Genomic DNA, 17,911 nt, shown 5'->3' on the forward strand with positions numbered 1-17,911 from the left:
CATGTCGACGCAGAATGCTCTGCGCCGTGCCGTTCGCGCCGATCTGGGCGGCTCTGCCGTCGACGTCGCGCCGCGACTGCTCGGCGCGGAACTGCGCACGGTCGTCGTCGGGCCCGAAGCCACCGGCCCGGTCGAGGTGCGGCTGCGCATCACCGAGGTCGAGGCGTACCACGGGCGGGGCACCGGCGAGATCGCGGATCCCGGATCGCATGCGCGGATGGGGCCGACCGCTCGCAACGCCACGATGTGGGGCGAGCCCGGGCACCTGTACGTGTACCTGAGCCACGGCATCCACTCGTGCGTCAACGTCGTGTGCGGGCCGGAGGGACAGGGCGACGGCGTGCTGCTGCGCGCGGGCGAGATCGTTGCCGGAGCGGATGCCGCGGCTCGCCGACGCGGTGCCGCACTGCCGCTCGGGCGCATCGCCCTTCGCGACCTCGCCCGCGGACCGGGACGCCTCGGTCAGGCCGTCGGGTTGCGGCATCCGCTGCACGACGGGATCGATGCCGTCACAGGGGAGGAGCGGCACGGAGCCCGCGCCGAGCTGTGGCTGGGCGATCAGCGAGACGACGTGGTGAGCGGCCCGCGCGTCGGTGTCGCAGGGGTCGCCGGCACGCACGCGTTCCCTTGGCGCTTCTGGATCGATGGTGACCCCACGGTGTCGCCGTTCCGCTGGGGACGGGGTGCTGCCGAAGCTGCGGCTCTCGTCGACCCTCCGCGCGTGCTAAACTGACTCTTTGTCTGCGCACACTCCTGTGCGCAGTTCGCGTGCTTCCCCTTCTGCGGCCGAGAGATCGGCGGGTCGTGGTTGCGTGCAGACAAGGGATCTTGGGTGAGGCCGTCCGGTCTCACGGTATAGAAGGAGTCACATCATGGCAGCAGTGTGCCAGGTGACCGGAGCTGTTCCCGGCTTCGGACACAATGTCTCGCACTCGCACCGCCGGACGAAGCGCCGCTTCGACCCGAACGTGCAGAAGAAGACCTATTTCGTCGCTTCGCTCGGTCGTAAGATCACGCTCAACGTGTCCGCCAAGGGCATCAAGGTGATCGACGTCCGCGGCATCGAGAACGTGGTCAAGGACCTCCAGGCGAAGGGTGTGAAGCTCTAATGGCCAAGAAGGCTCAGGACGTTCGTCCGATCATCAAGCTGCGTTCGACGGCAGGTACGGGTTACACGTACGTGACCAAGAAGAACCGCCGCAACACCCCCGACCGCCTCGTGCTCAGCAAGTACGACCCGGTAATCCGCAAGCACGTCGAATTCCGAGAGGAGCGTTGATCAATGGCTAAGAAGAGCAAGATCGCTCGCAATGAGCAGCGCAAGGTCATCGTCGAGCGTTACGCCGAGCGTCGCGCCGAGCTGAAGAAGACCCTGGTCGACCCGAACGCCACCGACGAGGCCCGCGAGGCCGCACGCGTCGGCCTGCAGAAGCTGCCGCGCAACGCGTCGCCGGCTCGCGTGCGTTCGCGCGACGTCATCGACGGCCGCCCCCGCGGTGTCCTCACGAAGTTCGGCATCTCGCGTGTCCGCTTCCGTGACATGGCACACCGTGGCGAGCTGCCCGGTGTCACCAAGTCGAGCTGGTAAGTCTCAGCTGACAGAAGGGGCGAGGATCTTCGGATCCTCGCCCCTTCTGCGTGCCCGGGCGCTTCGTCCTGCGTTGTGGTGCCCTCGCGTGAGGTGCCCTCGCGTTGTGAAGGACTTCTCGCGCTTTGAAGGACGCGAGGCAGCATCCACTCCTTCATTCCGCGTCTTCTCCTTCATTCGGTGCGCGGGCGCGGGCCGCGCGGGCGCTCTGAAGGAGTTCTCACGCTCTGAAGGCCTGCTGACGGCATCCACTCCTTCGCTCCGTGTTTTCTCCTTCAGATCGTGAGATCAGACGTGCCCGGCGGGAGAGCGGGCGCGTTCGTGGGGGCTGGATGCTCCGCAGGGAGCTGTCCTGCACAGCCACTGCTGACTGAAGAACAGTGCCCGTCTACCGAGGTCGTGGCCGTGCCCGTGCCAGGCGGGCGGGCACGATCGTTCGATGGATGCCGTGAGCGAGTTGCGACGTCGTGGGGGAGTCGCGCGAGTGCGCACGCTTCGAGAAGCCGGGGTGAGCGAGTACGCGCTGCGGCGGTCGAAGGAGCAGGGGGAGATCGCGACCGTGCGCCAGGGGTGGGTGGCGCTGCCCGACGCCGATCCGCAGACCGTCGGAGCGGTGTCACGCGGAGTCGTGCTGAGCTGCGTGACGGCGGCGGAGCGGTACGGGCTCTGGATTCCGGAGAAGTCGCCGCTCCACGTCGCCGCTCGACCGAACGCTGCGCGCATTCGGGTGCCGTCGCGGGTCGTCGTGCACTGGTCGAAGCCTGTTGTCCCCCGTGCTCCGGATGCCGCGGTTGACGAGCTCGTGAACGCCCTCGCTGTGATCGCGCAGTGTCAGCCGTTCGAGACCGCCCTCGTGATCTGGGAGTCGGCGATGAACAAGCGGCTCGTAGACACCGCGCGGCTCCGAGGCCTCGAGCTTCCGCCGCCCGCCCGAACGCTTCTCGCGAGGGCGCGCCCCTTCGCGGACTCCGGGCTGGAGACCATCGTCATCCATCGGCTCCGGTGGATGGGGCTCCGGATGCTGCCGCAGGCGTGGGTCGTGGATCGCCGGGTCGATCTCCTCATCGGTGACCGGCTGGTGATCCAGCTCGACGGCGCGACCCATGCGGGGGAGCAGCGGACCAAGGACATCGCGCATGACGCGCAGCTCATGATCCGTGGCTACCGTGTGATGCGTTTCAGTTATGAGCAGGTGATGGAGCGCTGGCCCGAGGTGCAGTCGGTGATCATGGAGGCCGTTACGCAAGGAACGCACCTTGCGTGACAGCGTGTTCCGCGCAACGTGAAGGAGATCTCGTGGAATGAAGGAGCAGATGCGGCATCGACTCCTTCATTCCGCGAGATCTCCTTCATTCCTGGAGTCTGCCCGTCGCAAGCCGGCGTCACGCGACGGCGGCGGCGGTGTGCGCGACGGCCCAGGCGAGGGCCTCGTCGGCGATCTCCTCCCAGCCGTCCTGGCTGACCAGGCGGTGGGTGCGCCCGGGGTACTCCTTGTACTCGACGACGGCGGGGCTGCCGGTGGCGAGGTACTTCTGCACGATCGCGCGACCGATGGCCGGCGGCACGACGTGGTCGATCTCGCCCGTGATGACATACAGCGGGGCCCGGTCGGTGCGCGCGTAGTCGACGTGGGTGACGCCGCCCTTCTCATTGAACGCGGATGCGACACCTTCGAAGAAGACCCGGTTGTAGGAGTTCACGGCCGATTCCTCCCAGAGGCGGTCGGATTCGGCGCGGCTCAGGTCGTTGCCGAACGTGAAGTGGAAGTGGCGCTTCGACAGCGGCTTGGCGCCGTTGCGGCCGAAGGGGTTCGCGAGGATCGGGGTGCCGGTCCACAGCGTCGACAGCGGCAGGGTGGTGATGCCCGCGGTCTGTCCGGGGGCGACGCCCACGTACGCGGCGCCGACGCCGCGGTCGGCCAACATCTGCGTGATGACGCCGCCGAAGGAGTGGCCCATGACGATCGGCTTCACGGGGAGTGCGCGGATGATGCGCTCGTAGGGGTCGACGATCTGCTTCAGTCCGATGCCCTTCAGTGCGGACGGATCGCGGCGGATGTCTTCGACCGAGCGGTCGTCGATGCCGGGCCAGCCCAGGACGATGACCTCGTGGCCCTGGGCGCGGAAGCGCTCGGCCCAGGTGTTCCAGCTGGCGGGGGTCATCCACAGGCCGTGGATCAGGACGATCGGGGTCTTGTCGGTGGTGTTCATGGTCTTCTTCTCTCTGTTCGGCTCCCGCTGATCGGAAGTGCGTTACGCTGATAGTAGACCGAACGTTCTATCTACCACAACCTATTCCCAAAACCGGGAAATCGGATTCGGATGCCGGGGTTCGGATGACACGATGAGAGGAAGATCATGGACACCAAGACGAAGCGCCCCAGCCCCGCCCGCGCCCGGCTGATCGATGCCGCCACCCGCCTCTTCTATGAACAGGGCATCCACGCGGTCGGCGTCGACCGCGTGATCGAGGAGGCCGGTGTCACCCGCGCCACGCTCTACAAGCAGTTCGGCGGCAAGGAGAACCTCGTGCTCGCCTACCTCGGCCACGAGGACGAGATGCTCCGCGCGATGTTCACGGAGGCGGGAGCGGCCGTCTCCGATCCCGACGCGCTGCTGGATGCGGTGGTCCAGGGCATCGCCGCCGACATCCGCGAACACCACACGCGGGGGTGCCCCTTCATCAACGCGGCCGCGGAGTATCCGGATGCCGGCGGCGCCGTGCGGCAGCTCATCGACGAGCACCGGGAGTGGTTCCGCTCGACCCTGCAGCAGGTCGCCGAGGCCGCCGGTCTCGAGCAGCCGGAGGAGGTCGCCGCGTCGCTCGTGCTGCTGCGCGATGCCGCGCTCGTCGGCGGATATCTCGACGGCGAAGGCCGTGTCAGCCCGGCGTTCGAGCGCACGGCCAGGGCCGTGATCGACGCGCACCGGGCTCGCTGACGACCCCGGAATCTGTGACTGGAGTGGCCAAAGTGGTGCGACACGCCCAGTAATTGCCCAAAACCCGCGAAATGACGCGGAAATGTGGGTGGTGGTTGATACATTCGAGGCGGTCACTAGACCAGGAGCATCCGCTCCGATACCCACAACGATGCGACGGGATCTCGTCGCTGGAGGATGACATGGCTGACAAGTCCATCACCAAGACCGAGCTCGTCGCGAGCATCGCAAGCGCCACGGGCCAGAGCCAGGCCACCGTCTCCGGTGTCCTCGACTCCCTGTTCGCCACGGTCTCCGACGCTGTTGCCAAGGGCAGCAAGGTCTCCATCCCGGGCTGGATCTCCTTCGAGCAGGTCGACACCGCTGCTCGCACGGGCCGCAACCCGCAGACCGGCGCCGAGATCAAGATCCCGGCCGGCAAGCGCGTCAAGGTGACCGCTGGCTCCAAGCTCAAGGCTGCCGTCAAGTAATCTGACCGCACCTCATCGAAGGCCGCTCCCGTTCCGACGGGGGCGGCCTTCGTGCTTTCCCCCCTCCGGGCGCGCCTAGGCTGGAGGGGTGAGTTCCCGCAGCGAGTCGACGAGCCGGATCTCGGCGTATCGCATCGCCGGGATCGTCATCCTCCTCGTCGCGGCACTGGTCGCCCTGACGCTCGCGCTCCTCGTCGGCGGAGGTGCGAAGCCTCCGCTCCTGCAGGACCCCGGCCCGTTCGTGCTCTGGGGCACGCCGATCGCCAAGCTCGTGATGAACATGTCCGGCGCGGTGATGCTCGGCTCCCTGGTGCTGGCCCTGTTCGGGTTGCGCGCGGGGGATCGCTCGTTCGACGCCGCGCTGAACATCGCCTCGGTCGGCGCCGCCGTGTTCACGATCTCGGCGGGCCTCGCCGGGTTCCTCGCCTTCATGGCCGCCTTCAACCCGAAGCTCAGCATCGAGCGCGAGTTCGGTACGCAGCTGGGCCGCTTCCTGCTGGAGCTGCCGCTCGGCCAGTCCTGGCTCATCACCACGCTCTTCGGCGCGATCATCACGGTGCTCGCGTTCGCCTGGCGCTCGTGGACGCCCACGCTCATCACGGCGCTGCTGGCCGCGGCATCCTTCCTCCCGCTCGCGACGCAGGGCCATGCGGGCGATCTCGCCGGGCACAACATGGCGGTCAACTCGATCCTGCTGCACACGATCGGCGCGGCCGTCTGGCTCGGCGGACTCCTGTTGCTGATCCTGCTGCGCGGACGAGCCGACGTCGACACCGCGCAGCTCGTCGGACGCTACTCGTCGCTCGCGATCGCCGCCTTCGCCGTGGTCGCCGTCTCGGGGGTCACGCGATCGATCGTCGCGGTCGGTGACTGGACCGCGCTGTGGACCACGCCCTACGGCTGGATCGTGCTCGCCAAAGTCGCGCTGCTGGGCGGCATGGGCCTGCTCGGCGCCTGGTACCGCGCCCGCCTCATCCCGAAGCTCGCCGGAGCCCGCGCCGCCGGCTGGTTCTGGCTGCTCGTGCTGTGCGAGGTCGCGCTGATGGGGCTCGCCTCCGGCGCCGCCGCCGCGCTGGCCCGCACGCCCCCTCCCACGGGCGAGACCGCCGCCTTCCTGCAGACGCCCGCCCAGATCCTGACCGGGGCCACGCTGCCGCCCGAGCTCACCCTCGAACGCTGGTTCACGGCGTGGGACATCGACGTGCTCTGGCTCATCGCGGCGGGCCTCGGACTGTTCTTCTACCTGGCGGGTGTGTGGCGCCTGCACCGGCGCGGCGACCGCTGGCCGATCCACCGCACGGTCTTCTGGGTGCTGGGGATGCTGCTGCTCGTCTGGGTCACCGGCGGGCCGATCAACGCGTACCAGGAGTACCTGTTCAGCATCCACATGATGGGCCACATGATGCTGTCGATGGCGATCCCGCTGTTGCTCGTCTCCGGGGCGCCGATTACCCTCGCGCTGCGTGCCATCCACAAGCGCGACGACGGCACCCGCGGCGGCCGCGAGTGGATCATGTGGGCCGTGCACTCGCCGTTCGCCCGCGTGGTGACGCATCCGTTCGTCGCGGCGGCCATCTTCATCCTGTCGCTGTGGGCCTTCTACTTCACCGACCTCGTGCGCTGGTCGATGTTCGAGCACCTCGGTCACGAGTGGATGGTCATCCACTTCCTGATCTCGGGCTACCTGTTCGTCATGAGCCTCATCGGCGCGGACCCGGTTCCCTACCGTCTGCCGTATCCCGGACGCCTGATCACGCTGATCGCCGTCATGGCGATGCACGCCTTCTTCGGCATCGCGATCATGATGCAGGAGGGGCTGATGGTCGCCGACTGGTTCGGGGCGATGGGTCGCGACTGGGGTGTGGACCCGATGCAGGACCAGTACGTCGGCGGCGGAATCGCATGGTCGATCGGGGAGATCCCGACGCTCATCCTCGCGATCACGGTCGCCATCCAGTGGAGCCGCAGCGACACGAAGCTGCAGCGTCGGGCGGACCGGCACGCGGACCGCACCGGAGACGCGGAGCTCGAGGAGTACAACGCCAAGCTCGCAGCGCTCGCCGAACGCGATCAGCGCCGTGAGGATCGCGAAGGCCGCTGAGACCCGTCGCGGAGTGCTCAGTCGTCCGGGACCTCAGTCGACCGGGACGTCACCCGGGGCACCGACCCTGATCGACGCCGAGCCGTTCGGCAGGATCACGATCGTGCCGTTGAGCTGGAACGGCACGTCTTCGGACAGCGGTGCGATCGACCCGTCGAACAGCGACTGGATCTCGACGTCGACGTGCGCCACGGCCTCGGTGGTCGGGATCTGCCACTGGCCCTCGTCGGGGATGACCGTGACCTGAGGCTGGCTCGCGATGGACCACTTCGGCGGGGCGGTGATCCGGTTCGTGACCCGCAGTCCGAACGGGCAGGCGGTCGGCTGCAGCACCTCCTGCGTCGTGCACTCGGTGAGGAACTGCTCGACCTGTTGCTGCACGACCTTGACGAACTCCTCGGTCGGCTCGGTCTGCACGTCGAGCGGCGTGACGGCCAGGGGCGTGTCTGACAGCACGCCGTGTCCGGATGCGGTCGCGATGGGGGTGTCGACCGTGATCGAGTACAGCCCGGGGGTGAACACCAGAAGCGGCAGGGGATCGAGTGCGCCCGCCTCGGGCCCGAGGGCCGACACCTGTCGACGGTCGACCTCGAAGCCGTTCACCGCGAACTGGTCGGCGCCGCGAACGGTGAGGTCGATCACGGCGAGGGGGCTGGTGGTGAAGCGCCAGTTGGGGGTCACGCCCGCCCAGCCGTCCTGCTCGATGAGGAACGTGCTCGTGCCGGAGTGGCCGCTCGCCTGGTAGCTCACGGTGACTGCGGTGCCGCCGTCTGCGGGCTTCTCCGACTCGACCTTCACATCGGTCAGCGGTGCGAGTGCCGAGCGCCGGAGCATCGCCTCCGAGGCTGCCGGGTCGATGCCCGCCTTCTCGAGGGTCTCGCGGTCGATCGCGACGCCGGGAATGCGGAGAGCATCGGCGGCGCGGCCCGCGGAGAGCAGGTCGAGATAGCGGGTCACGAAGGCGGAAGGGCCGTAGAACTGCTGGTACAGAGTCGCCCCGCCGGCACCGAGTGCGGCGACCAGCATGAGCCCGACGACGGCCAGCATCGCCAGATCGACGCCCAGGCGCGATCGCCGGGGCGCGCGCGTGCCGGCCCGTCCCATGGCGTCAGTCTAGGAGGGCGTCCTGAGGGGACGCCGAGCGTCGGCAGCCGCAGGCGGATGCCGGGACGTAGCATGGGTGGCGCCCCGTTTCCGTCTGCTTCCCCTGTGAGTGCCGTGTCCCTTCCCGCCCTGTCCGAGGAGCAGCAAGAGCTGTTCCGGCTCATCGAGGACACCGGCGAGCACGTGTTCATCACCGGGCGCGCCGGCACCGGCAAGTCGACGCTGTTGCAGCACTTCGCCTGGCACACGAAGAAGCAGATCGCGATCTGTGCACCCACCGGTGTCGCGGCGCTCAACGTCGAGGGCCAGACCATCCATTCGCTCTTCCGGCTGCCCATCGGCCTGATCGGCGACGCCGACATCGACCAGAACGATGCGACGCGACGCATCCTCAACGCCATCGAGACGCTCGTGATCGACGAGATCTCGATGGTCAACGCCGATCTGATGGATGCGATCGACCGCTCCCTGCGCCAGGCCAGAGGACGCAGGGGTGAACCGTTCGGCGGCGTGCAGGTGGTCATGTTCGGCGACCCGTACCAGCTGGCGCCGGTTCCCCCGAGGGGCGACGAGGCCCGCTACGTGCAGGACCACTACCGCTCGTTCTGGTTCTTCGACGCCAAGGTGTGGGCCGGCGGGTCCGGGATCTCCGATCAGGGAGGCCTGTTCGAGGTCGACACCCGTGCCGAGCTGCACGTGCGGGAGCTGGTGCAGATCCACCGCCAGTCCGACGACGGGTTCAAGGCGATGCTCAACGCCGTGCGCTACGGGCGGGTGACCGCCGAGATCGCCGGGGTGCTGAACACGCAGGGCGCGCGCACGCCGCCGGATCCGGAGCCGGGCGAGGTGCCGATGATCACCCTCGCCACGCGCAACGACATCGTGAACAGCATCAACAGCAGGCATCTTGCTGCACTGCCGGGCAAGGAGCAGACCGCGCGCGCCGAGGTCAGCGGCGACTTCGGGCGCGGCGAGGCGTCGCTGCCGGCCGAGTCCGAGCTCAAGCTCAAGGTCGGCGCGCAGGTGATGTTCCTGCGCAACGACACGGCGATGTCCGGAGAGCCGCCCCGCTGGGTGAACGGCACCATCGGAACAGTGGTCCGCATCATCGGCAGCGCGGTGCGCGTCGACATCGACGGCGAGGAGGTCGACGTCGAACCCGCCGTGTGGGAACGGTTCCGCTACGCGTACGACCAGAACACCAAGAAGCTGTCGCGCGACGTGGTGGCCGAGTTCACCCAGTTCCCGCTGCGGCTCGCCTGGGCGGTCACGATCCACAAGTCGCAGGGCAAGACCTACGAACGCGCGATCATCGACCTCGGCTCCGGGGCGTTCGCGCCGGGGCAGACGTACGTGGCGCTGAGCCGGCTGACCTCGCTCGAGGGGCTCTACCTGTCGCGCCCGCTGCGACCCCGCGACATCCGGGTGGACGAGGACGTGCGCCGGTTCATGCGCGACGCATGGCTGGCGGCATCGACGCCGGAGCTGCCGAAGAGCTGACGCCGATGCCTCAGGCCGCGGCGCGCGCCCGGTCGAGGTCTTCGAAGAGCTCGGTGTTGAAGCGGTAGGCGAGGAGCACCTCGTCGATCACGCGCTCGCGCTCGGCGTCGTCCCACGGCGCCGCATCCAACTGCTCGCGGTACACGTCCTTGAAGGCCGACGGGTCGGCGATGTCGTCGAACAGGTAGAAGCCGATGCCGTTGGTCTCGAAGCCGAAGCGACGGGCCATCACGCGGCCGATGAAGATCCCGCCGGAGAGGTCGCCGAGGTAGCGCGTGTAGTGATGCGCCACGAAGCCGCCGGCCCAGGTCGCCCCGACCTGACGGATGCGGTCGACGTAACGCTGCGTGGTCGGCAGCGGCACGATCTGCTCGCGCCAGTCGGCGCCCAGGAGGAACTCCAGGTCGGCCTCGAGCGCGGGAAGACGCGTGAGCTTGTCGCTGAGGAAGACCGAGGCGATCGGGTCCTGGCGCATGCGGTCGCCGGCGCTCTCGAGTGCCTCGTAGATGAAGTAGTGCTGAGCGACGAGCGAGATGTAGTCCTCGCGGGAGCCCTCACCCTTCAGGAGGTCGGACATGAAGCCGGCGGTCTCGCTGCGGGAGTGCGATCCGGACGAGCGCTCGCGCAGGGCGGCGGAGAAGGAGAGGATCTCGGGCATGACCTTAGTGTAAGGGTCGCCTTACCTCAGAGGAAAGCCCGGAGTCACCGGAAGTCGTCCGGCGCCACGTCTCCGCGACGATCAGGCGTGCGGACGCGGCTCGACCCCGAGGCGGGCGCAGGCCTCGTCGTAGAGCGCCACGACCTCGCGACGCACCGACGGGCGGTCGTCGATGGGTCCGCCGGGCCACGGCACGCGCAGCTCGGAGGCGGCACCGCCGGCGGTGATCGCCCACACCCCGCCATCGCCGTCGAAGCCCGTCATGACGGAGTCGCTGATCTCGGCGTCGGTCTCGGCGAAGGCGCGGGCGATGAGCAGATTGTCGTCGGTGTGGTCGCCGTTCATGTGGCGGAGAACGGCGGCGATCACGTCGGCATCGAAGAGGTGGGACACGATTCTCACCTTACGCGCGCGCAGGGATCGCACGGCGCGGGGCCGACTTTCAGGATCCGCGTTCTAGACTCGGGAGACACATCCTCGGGGGTTCTACATGCAGCTTCTCTCGTCGCGCCGTTGGCGCGCCGCAGCGGCCAGTGCGGCCGTGCTCGCTCTCGTCCTCACCGGATGCTCCTCCGAAGGCTCCTTCACCTACACGCCACCGGCTCAGGTCGACGGCGCACTGCCCGACGCGACGGTCGAGGCCATGCAGGCGGCCGTCGACAACGCGCTCACCGCATCCGGCGCCTCCGGGGCGATCGTGGGCGTCTGGGTCCCGTGGAGCGGCAGCTGGGTCACCGCATCGGGCACGCAGGACCGCGACGGCGGCGAGCTGTCCACCGACATGACCTTCCGCGTCGCCGACGTGACCCGCCTCATGACGTGCGACGTGCTCTACGCCCTCGCCGACGAGGGGACCGTCAAGCTCGACGCCAAGGTGCCCAAGTACGTCTCGGGCGTCGCCGACATGAAGGACGTCACCCTCCTTGACCTGTGCAACGGTACGAGCGGTGCCGGATCGTCCGAGCCGACGATCAAGGGCGCGCTGCTGAACACCCCGGAGCGGATATGGGCTCCGCTGGAGCTCGCCGGCTACGGGCTGGGCCGCGAGCGGGTGGCACCGGCGACGACCTTCCGCGATTCCGACGCGGGATACCTCCTCCTCGGCCTCGCTCTCGAGCGGGCCACGGGCATGTCGGCATCCGAGCTGATCGCGGAGTACGTCACGGAGCCGCTCGAACTCGCCGCCACCTCGCTCCCCGGCTCGACGCCGGCTGCGCCGGGAGACACCCCGTTGAACGGGCACTACATGTCGGCTGTCGAAGGCGGCTTCAACTGCGCCGCCCCCGTCGACATCACCACGCTCTCGGCCAGCTCCGGCTACACCGACTCCGGCGTCGTCTCGAACATCACCGATCTCGGTCGCTACGTCCAGGCCGAGGCGAAGCAGGTGCTGCGCACCAAGGACAAGCCGGCTCGCTTCGGCAGCCCGCTCCCGGCCGGTGCACACGACCCGTCCTGGTTCCAGACCGCCGGTGGGGCGTTCCTCGTGGGCTCGATGGTCGGTCAGCACGGCTCCGTCCCGGGCTACGCCACGGCCGCATACTCCGATCCGGCGACCGGGTTCACCGTCGCCGTGGTGCTGAACGACTCGACGGCAGGCGTGGCGATCGCGCAGCAGCTGTCGTGGGAACTCGCGGCGATCGCGTCGAAGGCCCCCGCGGCGTCCGGCCAGACGGCGCCGGAGTTCGGGCTCCCCTTCACGGCGGAGCAGTACCACGAGGCGATCTCGAAGTCCGCGCTCGCCTGCGTGCCGCCGCCTGCGGAGTGACCACCGGCCCGACCTCGGTGCGGAAGGGAAGGGCGACGATGGCGATCATCGACAACGCGATCTACGTGGACGGTGTGCGCGCCGAGAATCCGCAGAGCCTGAGCGAGACGTTCGAGCGCATGCGGGAACGCGGCGGGATGAGCTGGATCGGGCTGTACCGGCCCAGTGAGGAAGAGATCCGCGAGGTCGCCGACGAGTTCGGCATCCACGCCCTCGTCGTCGAGGATGCTCTCTCGGGGCACCAGCGCGCCAAGCTGGAGCGCTACGGCGATGTGCTGTTCATGGTGCTGCGCCCGGCCCGCTACCTCGACGAGGCCGAGGAGGTCGAGTTCGGGGAAGTACACGTGCTGGTCGGCCCCGATTTCGTCGTGACGATCAGGCACGCGGAATCGCCCGACCTCGGACGCGTGCGGCACCGGCTGGAGGGCGACCCCGCGCTGCTCGCCCTCGGTCCCGAAGCCGTGCTGTACGCCATCCTCGACGAAGTGGTCGACGAGTACGCGCCGGTCCTCGCGGGCCTCGAGAACGACATCGACGAGATCGAGAGCCAGCTCTTCGAGGAAGACGTGGATGCCACGCAGCGCATCTACGAGCTCGGCAGGGAGGTCATCGATTTTCAGCGCGCGACACAGCCGCTCTCCGGGATGCTCGAGGCGCTGCTGCGCGGCTCGGACAAGTATCTGGTGGGCGAGGAGCTGCGGAGCTACCTGCGTGATGTGCTCGATCACACGCTCCGGGTGAGCGACCGCGCGACGACTTTCCGGACCGTCCTCGACAACGCCCTCACCGTCGAGTCGACGATCGTGGCCCGTCGGCAGAACGAGGAGATGCGGCGGATGACGGAGCTCAGCATCCGTCAGAACGACGAGGTCAAGAAGATCTCGGGATGGGCGGCGATCCTCTTCGCCCCGACGCTGGTCGGCACGATCTACGGCATGAACTTCGATCACATGCCGGAGCTGCACTGGCTGCTGGGCTATCCGATGGCGGTCGGCATGATGGTCGCGCTGGGATTCGGCCTGTACGCGGCGTTCAAGCGCAAGGGCTGGCTCTGACGCTGGCCGGAACCATGCGGTCGTTGGCCGGATGGGACCTTGCCCGGCGCCTCGGCGGCGATCACGATGAGCCCATGACGACTTCTCCCGACACCGCCCTGCTGGTCATCGATGCACAGGAGTCGTTCCGCCAGCGCGCCGACGACTGGGCGGCGACCGCGAACCCGGCGGCGCTCGACAACATCGCGCTCCTCGTCGCGCATGCCCGCGAGATCGGCGACCCGGTCGTGTGGATCACCCACTCCGAACCGGGCACCGGAGGCGTGTTCGATCCCGCCAACGGATTCGTGCGGGTGATCGAGGAACTCGAGCCTCGGGAGTCCGAGGACGCGCTCACCAAGACCACCGTCAACGCGTTCGGCTCGACCGACCTCGAGGAGCGACTGCGGCGTGCAGGCATCCGCCGCGTCGTCGTCTGCGGCATCCGCACGGAGCAGTGCTGCGAGACGACCACCCGTATCGCCGCCGACCTCGGCTTCGAGGTCGAGTTCGTGACGGATGCGACGACCACCTCCGCCATCCCGGCTCACGGTGCGCTCGCCGCGGTGTCGGGGGAGGACCTCATGCGCCGCACCGAGAGCATCCTCTCGGCACGCGGGTTCGCGACCGTCACGAGCACGCGGGAGTGGATCGGCGCGACCGCGGGCGTCTGAACCGCGGATCAGTCCTCGTCGGCCTCGACCCCCGGACCAGGGCCCGGACGCACCGGAGCGTCGGGGGCGATGTCGATCCGGGTGTTGCCGTCGTGCTCGCTGACCTCGATGCGCGGGGCGGCATCGGCATCGGTCGCATCCGGCGCGGCAGTGAGCTGATCGTGGCGCTTCTCGGCGCTCGTCATCTCGTCGGCGTTGTTCTCAGGCGTGCTCATGATTCTCCTTCGGGTCGGTTGCGGTGTCAGGTTTCGGGCCGGTCCCGAGCGGTGCGCCACCGGTGCGCTTCCGGTTCCAGCGGGTGAGCAGGTACAGGACACCGCCGACGGCGAGCAGGATCGCACCGAAGAGCCAGACGACGGGGCGCTGCTGGGTGAGCAGCAGGATGCACGAGGCGATGCCGAGCACGGGGACGAACGTCCAGACCCGGAAGTGATCGTTCTCGACGTGATCGCGCCGGAGGACCAGCACCGAGATGTTCACGCTGAGGAAGACGACCAGGAGCAGCAGGACCACGGTCTCGGCGAGCGTCGCCAGATCGCCGACGAGGGTCAGTCCCATCGCGACGAGGGTCGTGGTGAGGATCGCGACCCACGGCGTCTTCCGCTTCGGGAGCACGCGGCCGAGCATCGGGGGCAACAGGCCCTGCTCGGCCATGCCGTAGGTGAGGCGGCTGACCATGATCATGGTCAGCAGGGCGCCGTTCGCGACGGCGACGAGGGCGATGAGGCTGAACAGCCAGGAGGGGATGCTGACGCCGGTGGCCTCGACCACCGCGAGCAGCGGGCCGCTGGACTCCTGCAGCTCGGCGGGCGGGAGGGCGATCGAGCTCGCCAGCCCGACGAGGACGTAGACCGCGCCGGCGGTGATGAGTGCTCCGAACAGGGCCCGCGGGTAGGTGCGCCGCGGGTTCTTGACCTCTTCGATCATGTTGGCCGAGGTCTCGAAGCCAACGAACGAGTAGTACGCGATGACGGCTCCGGAGAGCACCGCCATGGCGACGCTCGTTCCCTCTGGCGCCTGCCCCACGCGGGAGATGTCGCCACCCCCACCGCCGAGGAAGATCGCGACCACGGCGATCACGATGACGAGTCCGCTGAGCTCGATCGCGGTCATCACGAGATTGGCGCCCAGGGATTCGCGGATGCCGCGGGCATTCAGCAGGCCGACCAGGGCGAGGAAGGCGATGGCCACCGGGATCGTCGGCAGGTCGAGGAAGGTGCCCAGGTAGTCACCCGCGAACGCGATGGCGAGTCCTGCCGCGCTGGTCACGCCCGCCGCGAGCATGCTGAAGCCGACGAGGAACGAGACCAGTGGGCTGTGGAACGCGCGCTCGGCGAAGACCGCGGCCCCGCCGGCACGAGGGTACTTGGTGACCAGCTCGGCGTAGGAGCCGGCGGTGAGCATGGCGAGCAGCAGCGCGAGGAGCAGCGGCGCCCACAGCATGCCGCCCACCTTCTCGGAGAGCACGCCCATCAGCGCGTAGATGCCCGCACCGAGCACGTCGCCGAGGATGAAGGCGAATAGCAGGGGTCCGGTGATCGCTCGTCGCAGCCGCGTCGGGGCCTCGGCGCCGGAGGCAGTCTCGGTGGTCATCCTCGCACGCTACGGGGGAGGGGAGGCGCGGACCACGGGGTTGACATCACCGCCCTGATTCCGGCATCCGAACGACGTCGATGTCGCTTCTGTCGTGGCGCGGGTCCGAGTTCAGGGAATTCACAGCAATACCGCGCGGCATCCCGATATTCCGGCGCGCGCAGCGATAGCGTCGGTGCCGCACGAGGGGTGCGTCGGCCAGGGTGCGCGGGCAAACGGATGACTTTCCCCTCTCCTGAATTCCCAAGCAAAGGGCTCTCTCATGACCGGTACGGCACGCAAGGCGCTCGCAGAAGCGGTCGCCACCTTCCTCTTCGTTCTCGCGATCATCGCGGCGGTGAACAGCGGCAGCCCGCTGACGCCCCTCGCGATCGGCTTCACCCTGATGGTGCTCGTGTTCTCCACGGGCCACATCTCGGGCGCCCACCTCAACCCGGCCGTCTCGGTCGGTGTGTTCCTGCGCGGCGGCCTCAGCGTCGCCGACTTCATCGCCTACCTCATCGCGCAGTTCGTCGGTGGCGCGGTGGCCGCACTCGTCAGCATGTCGGTCTGGCCGGCCGGTGAAGAGGCCATGGTCATCGAGGTCGGCCCGGCGTTCCTCGTCGAGGCGCTGTTCACGCTGATCCTCGTGTGGGTCGTGCTCAACACGGCCACGTCGAAGGACACCGCGGGCAACTCGTTCTACGGTCTCGCGATCGGTGCGACCGTGTTCGTCGGTGCGGCCACGGTCGGCTCGATCTCGGGCGGCGGTTTCAACCCGGCCGTCGCGCTCGGCCTCTCGGTCAGCGGTCACTTCGCGTGGAGCTCGCTGTGGCTCTACATCGTCGCCCCCGTCGTGGGCGCCGTGATCGCCGCGATCCTGTTCCGCGTGCTCAACACGGACGACGCCAAGAAGATCGCCGCAGCGGAGTAACGCGCGCTGCACGGCCGAAGCGCCGCATCCTCTTCGGAGGGTGCGGCGCTTCTTGCGTGTGCGGGACCTGTGGGAGCCTGGGACCGATGGAAACCACCCCGGCGCCGCGGCGCACACTCCTGGTCGGATTCGGCAAGCTCGGCGCGCGCCTCGCGCCCCGGCTTCTCTCCGATGGCGGTGAGGTCTTCGCGTTGCGGCGGAGTGACGGGGAGCTGCCCGCCGGCGTGGTCGGCATCCGCGCTGATCTCTCCCAGCCGCTCACGACGCCGCTGCCCGCCGTCGACGCGATCGTGATCACGTTGCCGCCGGGCGCTGCGGAACACTCCTATCGCACGGCACTCGGACACCTTCGGGATGCCCTGCCGGCGCTGCCCGCCCGCACCGTGTTCGTGTCGTCGACCGGTGTCTTCGAAGGGAGCGCCTTCACGGCCGACCGTCCTCTCACCGAGCAGGATGAGCCCGCGGCGGAGACCGAGCGCTCGCGGGGGCTCCGTGACGGCGAGCGGGCGGCGGCCGAACTGTTCGACGCCGTGGTCGTGCGCCCGGCGGGGATCTACGGTCCCGGTCGCGAGTTCCTGCTGCGCAAGGTCCGCGAGGGCGCGGCGGTCGACCACTCCCGGCTCACGAACCGCATCCACGAGACCGACCTCGTGCGCACGCTCGACCTGCTCCTGCGCACCGACGATGCGCCACGGCTGGTGCACGCGGTCGACGAACGACCGGCACCTCTCGGCGACGTCGTCCGCTTCATTGCCGGGGAGCTGGGCGTCGAAGTTCCACCCGACGAGGCATCCGACGCCCCCCGCGGGTTCGTGTACGACGGGTCGCTGCTCCACTCGCTGCTCGGGCGTCTCGACTACCCCACCTACGAAGAGGGGTACGCCGAGATGATCGCCGGATCCGCCTCGCACCCGCTGCCCGGCCCGTAGCCTGGACGCATGACGAGCACCCGCACGAGCGCCCGCACCGCCCTCGAAGTCGCCGACTGGCGCCGCCGGGTCTTCGCCCTGTACGACGCCGTGCGTCTCGCCGACTCTCCCGAAGACGCCCACGAGCTGTGGCGGATGGAGCGGGACGAGCTGATGCTCCATCACCCCGCGACGCCGCTGCTGCCGGAGGACCGGCCGCTGTTCGAGGGTCTGCCCCTCGCCTCGTACGATCCCGACTGGCGCTTCGAGCTGCCGATCCTGCCCGCCGACCCCGGCGGCTTCGACTTCGCGACCGGGACCGACGGCGTCGTGCCGTTCGAGCGCATCGGCCGGGTCGAGATCCCCGATGCCGGATCGCTCGACGTCTGGCGGCTCACCACCTACGGCGGCGGTCTGTTCATCCCGGTGCGCGACGCGCTCGCCGGACGGGAGGGTGGAACGTACGGCGGCGGCCGCTACCTGATCGACACGATCAAGGGCGCCGACCTGGGATCGGATGCCGCAGGCGGCACGATCGTGCTCGACTTCAACTTCGCCTACAACCCGTCCTGCGCCTACGACCCGGCGTGGGCGTGCCCGCTCGCGCAGCCGGGCAACGTGCTCGCCGTTCCAGTTCCCGTCGGGGAGATGTACTGAGAGC

21 protein-coding genes are annotated in these 17,911 nt (G+C 68.8%); 15 read left to right on the plus strand and 6 right to left on the minus strand.

Features of this window, described 5'->3' with window-relative positions; translation table 11 throughout:
* Window position 1 precedes the first annotated feature (1 nt).
* The 5 genes from J7E45_RS11520 (at window position 2) to J7E45_RS11540 (ending at window position 2,852) form a co-directional block, all read left to right on the plus strand.
* Entirely contained in the window at window positions 2–733 is a 732-nt protein-coding gene (locus J7E45_RS11520; protein WP_215069298.1) for a DNA-3-methyladenine glycosylase, read from the plus strand.
* 139 nt (window positions 734–872) lie between these two features.
* The gene (gene rpmB, locus J7E45_RS11525) at window positions 873–1,109 is read left to right on the plus strand and encodes a 50S ribosomal protein L28 (protein WP_042540533.1); all 237 of its coding nucleotides are present in this window, start codon (window positions 873–875) and stop codon (window positions 1,107–1,109) included.
* Window positions 1,109–1,279: a 50S ribosomal protein L33 gene (gene rpmG, locus J7E45_RS11530; protein ID WP_028500995.1), complete on the plus strand. Its 171-nt coding sequence runs from the start codon at window positions 1,109–1,111 to the stop codon at window positions 1,277–1,279. Before rpmB ends, rpmG begins: the two co-directional genes overlap by 1 nt.
* 3 nt (window positions 1,280–1,282) lie before the next feature.
* Entirely contained in the window at window positions 1,283–1,588 is a 306-nt protein-coding gene (gene rpsN / locus J7E45_RS11535; RefSeq protein ID WP_017829734.1) for a 30S ribosomal protein S14, read from the plus strand.
* Window positions 1,589–2,027: 439 nt separating this feature from the next.
* The gene (locus J7E45_RS11540) at window positions 2,028–2,852 is read left to right on the plus strand and encodes an endonuclease domain-containing protein (protein WP_215069300.1); all 825 of its coding nucleotides are present in this window, start codon (window positions 2,028–2,030) and stop codon (window positions 2,850–2,852) included.
* Between the two features lie 118 nt (window positions 2,853–2,970).
* On the opposite strand, the gene J7E45_RS11545 is transcribed toward J7E45_RS11540, so the two are convergent.
* Window positions 2,971–3,798, minus strand: a complete 828-nt coding sequence (locus tag J7E45_RS11545) for an alpha/beta hydrolase (RefSeq protein WP_215069303.1) — start codon at window positions 3,796–3,798, stop codon at window positions 2,971–2,973.
* Between the two features lie 147 nt (window positions 3,799–3,945).
* Between J7E45_RS11545 and J7E45_RS11550 the strand changes: the two genes are divergently transcribed.
* From J7E45_RS11550 to J7E45_RS11560, 3 genes are all read left to right on the plus strand, one after another.
* Window positions 3,946–4,527 carry a TetR/AcrR family transcriptional regulator gene (locus tag J7E45_RS11550; RefSeq protein WP_215069305.1) on the plus strand — a complete coding sequence of 194 codons (582 nt, stop codon included), beginning with the start codon at window positions 3,946–3,948 and terminating at the stop codon, window positions 4,525–4,527.
* A gap of 182 nt (window positions 4,528–4,709) precedes the next feature.
* Entirely contained in the window at window positions 4,710–4,997 is a 288-nt protein-coding gene (locus J7E45_RS11555) for an HU family DNA-binding protein (RefSeq protein ID WP_017203554.1), read from the plus strand.
* A gap of 88 nt (window positions 4,998–5,085) precedes the next feature.
* Window positions 5,086–7,098: a cytochrome c oxidase assembly protein gene (locus tag J7E45_RS11560; protein WP_215069307.1), complete on the plus strand. Its 2,013-nt coding sequence runs from the start codon at window positions 5,086–5,088 to the stop codon at window positions 7,096–7,098.
* Window positions 7,099–7,131: 33 nt separating this feature from the next.
* Here the strand turns inward: J7E45_RS11560 and J7E45_RS11565 are convergent, their stop codons facing one another.
* On the minus strand, window positions 7,132–8,202 hold the full coding sequence (locus J7E45_RS11565; protein ID WP_091032150.1) for a hypothetical protein: 1,071 nt from the start codon (window positions 8,200–8,202) through the stop codon (window positions 7,132–7,134).
* A 114-nt stretch (window positions 8,203–8,316) separates the two neighbouring features.
* Here J7E45_RS11565 and J7E45_RS11570 point away from each other — a divergent pair, with 114 nt between their 5' ends.
* Window positions 8,317–9,702 carry an ATP-dependent RecD-like DNA helicase gene (locus J7E45_RS11570; RefSeq protein ID WP_208617638.1) on the plus strand — a complete coding sequence of 462 codons (1,386 nt, stop codon included), beginning with the start codon at window positions 8,317–8,319 and terminating at the stop codon, window positions 9,700–9,702.
* 10 nt (window positions 9,703–9,712) lie between these two features.
* Here J7E45_RS11570 and J7E45_RS11575 read toward each other — a convergent pair whose 3' ends face one another.
* Together J7E45_RS11575 and J7E45_RS11580 are read right to left on the minus strand one after the other, a co-directional pair.
* The gene (locus tag J7E45_RS11575) at window positions 9,713–10,360 is read right to left on the minus strand and encodes a heme oxygenase (biliverdin-producing) (RefSeq protein ID WP_091032145.1); all 648 of its coding nucleotides are present in this window, start codon (window positions 10,358–10,360) and stop codon (window positions 9,713–9,715) included.
* Window positions 10,361–10,441: 81 nt separating this feature from the next.
* Window positions 10,442–10,753 carry a DUF2470 domain-containing protein gene (locus J7E45_RS11580; protein ID WP_215069308.1) on the minus strand — a complete coding sequence of 104 codons (312 nt, stop codon included), beginning with the start codon at window positions 10,751–10,753 and terminating at the stop codon, window positions 10,442–10,444.
* Between the two features lie 97 nt (window positions 10,754–10,850).
* On the opposite strand from J7E45_RS11580, the gene J7E45_RS11585 reads away from it, so the two are divergent.
* From J7E45_RS11585 to J7E45_RS11595, 3 genes are all read left to right on the plus strand, one after another.
* Window positions 10,851–12,128 carry a serine hydrolase gene (locus tag J7E45_RS11585; RefSeq protein ID WP_091032140.1) on the plus strand — a complete coding sequence of 426 codons (1,278 nt, stop codon included), beginning with the start codon at window positions 10,851–10,853 and terminating at the stop codon, window positions 12,126–12,128.
* A gap of 38 nt (window positions 12,129–12,166) precedes the next feature.
* A complete protein-coding gene (gene corA, locus J7E45_RS11590) occupies window positions 12,167–13,183 on the plus strand; it encodes a magnesium/cobalt transporter CorA (RefSeq protein WP_215069311.1) in 1,017 nt (338 codons plus the stop codon).
* Between the two features lie 74 nt (window positions 13,184–13,257).
* The gene (locus J7E45_RS11595) at window positions 13,258–13,836 is read left to right on the plus strand and encodes an isochorismatase family protein (protein WP_215069313.1); all 579 of its coding nucleotides are present in this window, start codon (window positions 13,258–13,260) and stop codon (window positions 13,834–13,836) included.
* A gap of 8 nt (window positions 13,837–13,844) precedes the next feature.
* Here the strand turns inward: J7E45_RS11595 and J7E45_RS11600 are convergent, their stop codons facing one another.
* Both J7E45_RS11600 and J7E45_RS11605 read right to left on the minus strand, forming a co-directional pair.
* Window positions 13,845–14,051 (minus strand): multidrug transporter, encoded by a 207-nt coding sequence (locus tag J7E45_RS11600; protein WP_215069315.1) that lies wholly within the window; start codon window positions 14,049–14,051, stop codon window positions 13,845–13,847.
* Window positions 14,038–15,429, minus strand: coding sequence for an APC family permease (locus tag J7E45_RS11605; RefSeq protein ID WP_251053628.1), 1,392 nt, complete (start codon window positions 15,427–15,429; stop codon window positions 14,038–14,040). Before J7E45_RS11605 ends, J7E45_RS11600 begins: the two co-directional genes overlap by 14 nt.
* Before the next feature lie 262 nt (window positions 15,430–15,691).
* Here J7E45_RS11605 and J7E45_RS11610 point away from each other — a divergent pair, with 262 nt between their 5' ends.
* From J7E45_RS11610 to J7E45_RS11620, 3 genes are all read left to right on the plus strand, one after another.
* The gene (locus J7E45_RS11610) at window positions 15,692–16,342 is read left to right on the plus strand and encodes an MIP/aquaporin family protein (protein WP_215069317.1); all 651 of its coding nucleotides are present in this window, start codon (window positions 15,692–15,694) and stop codon (window positions 16,340–16,342) included.
* A gap of 86 nt (window positions 16,343–16,428) precedes the next feature.
* The gene (locus J7E45_RS11615) at window positions 16,429–17,271 is read left to right on the plus strand and encodes a sugar nucleotide-binding protein (protein ID WP_215069320.1); all 843 of its coding nucleotides are present in this window, start codon (window positions 16,429–16,431) and stop codon (window positions 17,269–17,271) included.
* Window positions 17,272–17,280: 9 nt separating this feature from the next.
* A complete protein-coding gene (locus J7E45_RS11620; protein WP_215069323.1) occupies window positions 17,281–17,907 on the plus strand; it encodes a DUF1684 domain-containing protein in 627 nt (208 codons plus the stop codon).
* Window positions 17,908–17,911: the final 4 nt, after the last annotated feature.

The organism is Microbacterium sp. ISL-59, assembly GCF_018613945.1.
GTDB classification, from domain to species: Bacteria; Actinomycetota; Actinomycetes; order Actinomycetales; family Microbacteriaceae; genus Microbacterium; species Microbacterium oxydans_B.

Excerpts from the sequence above, each read along its gene's own strand:
- J7E45_RS11520 (WP_215069298.1), top strand. The coding sequence starts at position 2 with ATGTCGACGCAGAATGCTCTGCGCCGTGCCGTTCGCGCCGATCTGGGC.
- rpmB (WP_042540533.1), top strand. The coding sequence starts at position 873 with ATGGCAGCAGTGTGCCAGGTGACCGGAGCTGTTCCCGGCTTCGGACAC.
- rpmG (WP_028500995.1), top strand. The coding sequence starts at position 1,109 with ATGGCCAAGAAGGCTCAGGACGTTCGTCCGATCATCAAGCTGCGTTCG.
- rpsN (WP_017829734.1), top strand. The coding sequence starts at position 1,283 with ATGGCTAAGAAGAGCAAGATCGCTCGCAATGAGCAGCGCAAGGTCATC.
- J7E45_RS11540 (WP_215069300.1), top strand. The coding sequence starts at position 2,028 with ATGGATGCCGTGAGCGAGTTGCGACGTCGTGGGGGAGTCGCGCGAGTG.
- J7E45_RS11545 (WP_215069303.1), bottom strand. The coding sequence starts at position 3,798 with ATGAACACCACCGACAAGACCCCGATCGTCCTGATCCACGGCCTGTGG.
- J7E45_RS11550 (WP_215069305.1), top strand. The coding sequence starts at position 3,946 with ATGGACACCAAGACGAAGCGCCCCAGCCCCGCCCGCGCCCGGCTGATC.
- J7E45_RS11555 (WP_017203554.1), top strand. The coding sequence starts at position 4,710 with ATGGCTGACAAGTCCATCACCAAGACCGAGCTCGTCGCGAGCATCGCA.
- J7E45_RS11565 (WP_091032150.1), bottom strand. The coding sequence starts at position 8,202 with ATGGGACGGGCCGGCACGCGCGCGCCCCGGCGATCGCGCCTGGGCGTC.
- J7E45_RS11575 (WP_091032145.1), bottom strand. The coding sequence starts at position 10,360 with ATGCCCGAGATCCTCTCCTTCTCCGCCGCCCTGCGCGAGCGCTCGTCC.
- J7E45_RS11585 (WP_091032140.1), top strand. The coding sequence starts at position 10,851 with ATGCAGCTTCTCTCGTCGCGCCGTTGGCGCGCCGCAGCGGCCAGTGCG.
- corA (WP_215069311.1), top strand. The coding sequence starts at position 12,167 with ATGGCGATCATCGACAACGCGATCTACGTGGACGGTGTGCGCGCCGAG.
- J7E45_RS11595 (WP_215069313.1), top strand. The coding sequence starts at position 13,258 with ATGACGACTTCTCCCGACACCGCCCTGCTGGTCATCGATGCACAGGAG.
- J7E45_RS11600 (WP_215069315.1), bottom strand. The coding sequence starts at position 14,051 with ATGAGCACGCCTGAGAACAACGCCGACGAGATGACGAGCGCCGAGAAG.
- J7E45_RS11605 (WP_251053628.1), bottom strand. The coding sequence starts at position 15,429 with ATGACCACCGAGACTGCCTCCGGCGCCGAGGCCCCGACGCGGCTGCGA.
- J7E45_RS11610 (WP_215069317.1), top strand. The coding sequence starts at position 15,692 with ATGACCGGTACGGCACGCAAGGCGCTCGCAGAAGCGGTCGCCACCTTC.
- J7E45_RS11615 (WP_215069320.1), top strand. The coding sequence starts at position 16,429 with ATGGAAACCACCCCGGCGCCGCGGCGCACACTCCTGGTCGGATTCGGC.
- J7E45_RS11620 (WP_215069323.1), top strand. The coding sequence starts at position 17,281 with ATGACGAGCACCCGCACGAGCGCCCGCACCGCCCTCGAAGTCGCCGAC.